The following is a 6,124-nucleotide window of genomic DNA, read 5'->3' on the forward strand; positions in this document are numbered from 1 at the left end:
ACCGTCCGCGCTGCCGTCCCGGCTGCCGGCCTCGCCGTCAGCCCAGCTGTCGGCCCGCCCATCGTCGCTTCCGCCGTCCGGTCCGTCGTCCGGTCCGTCGTCGGCGTCCCCGTCCGCTTCGCACCCCGGCGCATCCGGCCGCCCCTCCGCCGGGCCCGCACACCCGGCGCACCCCGCGCCCCCACGGTCCGCCTCGCCCGCACGTTCCGCGCCCTCCGCCGCCGCCTCCGCCGCCGCCTCCTCCGCACCGCCGTCGCCGAGCCCCGGATCGCCGCGCCCCGACGACGCCCAGTCGCCGCTGGCCGGGTGGCCCGCCGGGCAGGGGCGGCCGCGGCCCGGGAGGACGATGACGCCCCAGGAGCTCGCCCGGGCCGACGCGCTCGACGCCGCCGAGGAGGAGTCCGAGGCGACGGAGCCGGCCGCCGTGCCGGCCGTCACCCCGGAGGCGGGTGAGTCGCCAGGAGCCGACCGGATGTCGCGGCAGGCCCTTGAGGGGCCGGCCGTCGAGCAGGTCCAGCAGGTGTCGCTCGGCGCGGGAATCGCCCTGGTCGGGCTGGGTCTCGGCTTCCTCGCCTTCCGCATGCGCCGCTCCGGCTGAGCGTCGCACAAGAGGGTCCCAGCCCCTGTGGCAACGGGCCGCCGGGACTTGCATTCGTCAACATACTCGGTATACATACTCAGTATGTCGATCCGTCACGGGCTTCTGGCCCTCCTGGAACGGGGGCCTCGGTACGGCTCCCAGCTCCGCACAGAATTCGAGTCGCGCACCGGCTCCACCTGGCCGCTCAACGTCGGGCAGGTGTACACGACCCTGAGCAGACTGGAGCGCGACGGCCTCGTCGTCCAGGACGGCGAGGACGACCAGGGGCACGCCCTCTACTCGATCAGCGACGACGGACGCACCGAACTGCGCGCCTGGTTCGAGACCCCGGTCGACCGCAGCAGCCCGCCCCGTGACGAGCTCGCCATCAAGCTCGCCATGGCCGTCGGCGCCCCCGGGGTCGACATCCGGGCCGTCATCCAGTCCCAGCGCCACCACACCGTGAAGGCGATGCAGGACTACACCCGCCTCAAGGCCCAGGCGCTCACCGACGTCCCCGCCAACCGCGACGAGGTCGCCTGGCTGCTCGTACTGGAGCAGCTGATCTTCCAGGCCGAGGCCGAGGCCCGCTGGCTGGACCACTGCGAGTCCCGGCTGGTCCGTCTCGCCGAGGCCGCCGCCACCGAGCCCGAGGCGAGCACGCCCTCGCGCGCCGCCGCCCGTACCACCTCACGGCCCCGCGCCCGCCGCTGAACCGGCGACCCACACCGTTCGACCACGGCCTGCGCCCCGCGCGCCGGCCACGGCCCCGGCCTGCCGCCGGGACCCGACCACAGACCTGTTCCGAGGGGGAACCCACCGTCATGTCCCCGCACGTCCCGTCCCCGGCCGCTCCGCCCCTGCCGGTGGATGCTCCGGTGCTCGAACTCCGCGACCTCACCCGTACCCACGGCACCGGCATCGCCGAGGTGCACGCCCTGCGCGGCATCAACCTGGCGGTGCATCCCGGTGAGCTCGTCGCCGTCATGGGCCCCTCGGGCTCGGGCAAGTCCACCCTGCTGACCCTCGCCGGCGGGCTCGACACCGCGACCGGCGGCCAGATCATCATCGAGGGCCAGGACATCTCCACGCTCGGCCGCAAGGGCCTCGCCGCCCTGCGCCGCCGCAGCGTCGGCTACGTCTTCCAGGACTACAACCTGATCCCCGCCCTCACCGCCGCCGAGAACATCGCCCTGCCGCGCGAACTCGACGGGGTCTCGGTCCGCAAGGCACGCAAGGAGGCCCGGGCCTCCTTGGAGGAGATGAACCTCCTCGACGTCGCCGACCGCTTCCCGGACGAGATGTCCGGCGGCCAGCAGCAGCGCGTCGCCATCGCCCGCGCACTGGTGGGCGACCGGCGCCTCGTGCTCGCCGACGAACCGACCGGGGCGCTCGACTCCGAGACCGGCGAGGCCGTCCTCGCGCTGCTCCGCAACCGCTGCGACCAGGGCGCCGCCGGCGTGATGGTGACGCACGAGCCGCGGTACGCCGCCTGGGCGGACCGGGTGGTCTTCCTGCGGGACGGCTCGATCGTCGACCAGACGCTGTCCGCGGGCGCCGACTCGCTGCTGGTCGCGGGGAGCGCCGAGTGAGCCCCTTCACGGGGTGGCGCGCCGCCCTCCGGATAGCCCGCCGCGACGCCATGCGGGCCAAGGGCCGCAGTGCCCTGGTCGTCGCGATGATCGCGCTGCCGGTCCTCGGGGTGACGGCCGCGGACGTCACGTACCGCAGTGTCGACTCCACCGAGGCCGAGCAGCTGACGGCCCAAATGGGCTCGGCCGACGCGCTGTTCAGCGACCCGGGCATGGGACCGCTGCAGCAGATGCCCGACGGGAACCAGTACGACATGGTCGGTGACACGCCTCCCGAGGGGGACGTTCCGCCGGTCGACATGCGCACCGCCTTCCCCAAGGGCGCCCGGGCGATCACCATCCGGTCCGTTCCCGCGAGCGTCACGACCGCGTACGGGCTCGCCAACACCGACATCGTGGAGTTCCCCACCTCGGACCCGATGGCCCGCGGCAAGGTCGATCTGGTCGAGGGCGAGTTCCCGCGCGGCACCGGTGAGATGGCGGCCACCAAGCCGTTCCTGGAGTCGTCCGGTCTGCACATCGGCTCCCGCACCACCGTGAAGAGCGCCGGGCGGACGTACACCATCACCGGTGTGGTCGAGGAGCCCACCGATCTCAAGTCGCAGAAGCTGTACGCCGACCCCGGCGCCGTCATCGCCCCGTGGCAGACCGCCGCCGACCGAGACAAGAAGGTGCTGCCGCCGAACACCGGCTCGACCGAGTGGCTGGTCAACGGTTCCGGCGGGGCCGGAATCCGCTGGGGCGACGTGCTCGCGGCCAACAAGGCCGGCGCCCTGGTCATGTCCCGCCAGGTGGTCCTGGACCCGCCGCCGGACTCCGAGGTCCCGATGGCGCGCTCGGACACCAGCTACTACTCGAACGACTCCGGCGAGGTGAGCGCGGCCGTCGTCACCGTGGTCACCATGGCCCTCCTGGAGATCGTCCTACTCGCCGGACCGGCCTTCGCCGTCGGTGCGCGCCGCTCACGCCGTCAGCTCGGGCTCCTCGGCACGTGCGGCGGCGACCGCCGCCATGTGCGTGCCGTGGTGCTCTCCGGCGGACTGGTGCTGGGCGCTGTCGGGGCGGTGACCGGTGTCGCGGCGGGGCTGCTGCTCACGGTGGTGTTCCGGCCGCTGATCGAGGACTGGGCCGGGCAGCGCTTCGGCTCCCTGCTCCTGAAGCCCACGGAGCTTCTCGTCATCGCCGCGCTCGGTCTGGTCACCGGGCTCCTCGCGGCGTTCGCCCCGGCGATCGTGGCCGCCCGGCAGTCCGTGCTGGAATCGCTCACCGGGCGGCGCGGTGTGCGCCGCAGCTCCCGGGTGCTGCCCACCGTGGGCGCCTGTGTGCTGGCCCTCGGCGTCGCTGTCGCCGCCTACGGAGGCACCAGCGGCAACTCCACGTGGGTCGCCGGCGGCTCCGTCGTCGCCGAACTGGGGCTGCTCGCCTGCATTCCGGTGATCGTCGGCCTGCTGGGCCGGCTCGGCCGCCGGCTGCCGATCTCGCCGCGGATGGCGCTGCGCGACGCCGCCCGCAACCGCGGCCGCACCGCTCCGGCGGTCGCCGCCGTGATGGCGGCCGTCGCGGGCTCGGTGGCCATCGCGACGTACATGTCCAGCAGCCTGGCCGAGTCCGACCAGGACTACACGCCCATGCTGGCCCGGGGCACGATGGTCCTGTCGTCCACCGACGCCAAGACGGCCGAGCGGCTCCCGCTGGCCCGCGCGTCAGTCGAACAGAACATCGCGGTGACCGGCGGTCACGCCGACTTCTCCCGGGTCTGGGCGGGCAGCGACTGCAACGTCTACTACGAGGACGAGAACAGCTGCGGCAGCATGGAACTCGTCAAGCCCACCGGCAAGGGCCACACATGCCCGCTCAACACGAAGGGCGCCAAGGAACTCGCCGCGCGGCTCTCCGCGGAGGAACACCGGCAGATGATGCGCTCCCCCGCCTGCATGGACGAGTACATCTCCTCGGGCAGTTTCAGCTCGGAGGCGAACAACATCGTCGTGGCGGGACCCGACCTGCTCCGCACCTATGTGAAGCTCGACGACCCCGCTGCCGCCGCAGCGCTGGCGGCAGGCACTCCCGTCCTGCTGAACCAGGCGTACGCGAAGGACGGTGAGGTCACGCTCAAGGCCGTCCACACGTACAACGCCAAGGACGAGAAGAACCGCAAGCTGCACCCGGGTGCGGCCCGAAAGTCCACGGACCGGCTGAAGGTGTACGTCGCGGACGCCGAGTACGCCGCCACGCCCGGCATCCGCATGATCATGCCCGAGCGCACCGCCGAGCGGCTCGGCCTGCACACCCAGCCGAGCGGCAGTGTGTACGCCGTGCCCCACCCGCCGTCGGATGCCGATGAGCAGCGCGTCTCGGCCGCCATCGACCAGGCCGGCGGTGGGCTCTGGCTCCAGACCGAACGCGGCCCCGGTGACCGGGAGGACATCATTCTGCTGATCCTCACCCTGTTCGCCGGTGTGGTGACCCTGGGTGCGGCGGCCATTACCACCGGCCTCGCCAAGGCCGACGCGGAGGCCGACCTCACCACACTCAGCGCGGTCGGCGCACCCCCGCGGGTACGGCGGACGCTTTCGGGATTCCAGTGCGTGGTGGTGGCCCTCACGGGGGTGCTGCTCGGCACCGCGGCGGGCCTGGTGCCCGCCGTGGCGCTGCGCATGGTCGACCTGCGCAACGCGATGGAAGCGATGCGGGAGGAGCCCATGGAGTCCGCCTTCACGCCGATCGTGCTGCCCTGGGCGACGATCGGGCTGCTGGCCGTGGTCGTTCCGCTGCTGGCCGGAGTGCTGGCGGCGGGGCTCACCCGCTCCCGGCTGACGCTGGCCCGGCGCGCCGGGTGAACGGGCGGCAGGCCGCGGCGGCCGCCTGACCGGCGGCTTCGACGCACATCCGGTGCCCCCGGAAACGGTGGATCATCCGTTTCCGGGGGCACCACCATGTAGTACGGCGTGTGTGCGAGACAATGGGCGGCATGGAGATGCCGAGGAATGAACGGTCGCAGGAGCACCCCCAAGTCCTCGTAGTGGGGCAGGACGGAATGGCGATCGGCGGCGGTGGCACTGACGACGAGTCGCGTGAGGTCCCGGTGACGGAAATGGTCGAACAGCCCGCGAAGGTCATGCGCATCGGCAGCATGATCAAGCAACTCCTGGAGGAGGTCAGGGCGGCTCCCCTCGACGAGGCGAGCCGGGTGCGCCTGAAGGAGATCCACGCCAGCTCGGTCAAGGAGCTGGAGGACGGCCTCGCGCCGGAACTGGTGGAGGAGCTGGTTCCCGCGCTCAGCCGGGTCTCTCCTGTTCAGACCGTCGTGGGCGCCTGGAGGAGCACCTTGCCGATGTGGGTGCTGGACTCCATCACCCGGTGGGCCTCCGCGGCATCCCGCATCGGCAGCGTGCGGTCCACGACCGGCCGGACGACGCCGTCCGCGATCAGCGGCCAGACGTGCTCGCGTACGGCGGCGACGATCGCGGCCTTCTCGGCGAGCGGACGCCCGCGCAGCGACGTCGCCGTGACGGCGGCCCGCTTGGTCAGCAGGGCGCCGAGGTTCAGCTCGCCCTTGGCCCCGCCCTGGAGACCGATGATCGCGAGCCGTCCGTTGACGGCGAGTGCCCGCACGTTCCGGTCCAGGTACTTCGCGCCGACGATGTCGAGGATGACGTCCGCGCCCGCCCCGTCCGTCGCCTTGCGGAGCTCGTCGACGAAGTCCTGCTCCCGGTAGTCGATCAGGATGTCGGCACCGAGCTCGGCACAGCGCGCCAGTTTCTCGGGGCCACCGGCTGTCACGGCGACCCGCGCGCCGACCGCCTTGGCCAGCTGGATCGCCATCGTGCCGATACCGCTGGACCCGCCGTGGATCAACAGCGTGTCGGCAGGCCGCAGATGGGCCACCATGAACACGTTGGACCAGACGGTGGCCGTCACTTCGGGCAGCGCCGCGGCCAGGGTGAGGTCC

5 protein-coding genes and 1 pseudogene are annotated in these 6,124 nt (G+C 72.6%); 5 read left to right on the forward strand and 1 reads right to left on the reverse strand.

Annotation, left to right across the window (positions count from 1 at the left end):
• The 5 genes and pseudogenes from JGS39_RS41245 to JGS39_RS36370 form a co-directional block, all read left to right on the forward strand.
• The coding region (locus JGS39_RS41245; protein WP_236065891.1) for a hypothetical protein at nucleotides 1-598 on the forward strand (598 nt) is incomplete at its 5' end.
• Between the two features lie 84 nt (nucleotides 599-682).
• Entirely contained in the window at nucleotides 683-1,294 is a 612-nt protein-coding gene (locus tag JGS39_RS36355) for a PadR family transcriptional regulator (RefSeq protein ID WP_219574036.1), read from the forward strand.
• 110 nt (nucleotides 1,295-1,404) lie between these two features.
• Nucleotides 1,405-2,172 carry an ABC transporter ATP-binding protein gene (locus JGS39_RS36360; RefSeq protein ID WP_219574037.1) on the forward strand — a complete coding sequence of 256 codons (768 nt, stop codon included), beginning with the start codon at nucleotides 1,405-1,407 and terminating at the stop codon, nucleotides 2,170-2,172.
• On the forward strand, nucleotides 2,169-5,012 hold the full coding sequence (locus JGS39_RS36365; protein ID WP_219574038.1) for an FtsX-like permease family protein: 2,844 nt from the start codon (nucleotides 2,169-2,171) through the stop codon (nucleotides 5,010-5,012). Before JGS39_RS36360 ends, JGS39_RS36365 begins: the two co-directional genes overlap by 4 nt.
• Nucleotides 5,013-5,143: 131 nt before the next feature.
• Nucleotides 5,144-5,440: pseudogene (locus JGS39_RS36370) on the forward strand (proteasome activator); the annotation flags it as partial.
• A gap of 29 nt (nucleotides 5,441-5,469) precedes the next feature.
• On the opposite strand, the gene JGS39_RS36375 reads toward JGS39_RS36370, so the two are convergent.
• Nucleotides 5,470-6,124: zinc-binding dehydrogenase (locus tag JGS39_RS36375; protein WP_219574039.1), on the reverse strand; the 655-nt coding region annotated here is incomplete at its 5' end.

This window comes from Streptomyces poriferorum, from assembly GCF_019399235.1.
GTDB lineage: Bacteria > Actinomycetota > Actinomycetes > Streptomycetales > Streptomycetaceae > Streptomyces > Streptomyces poriferorum.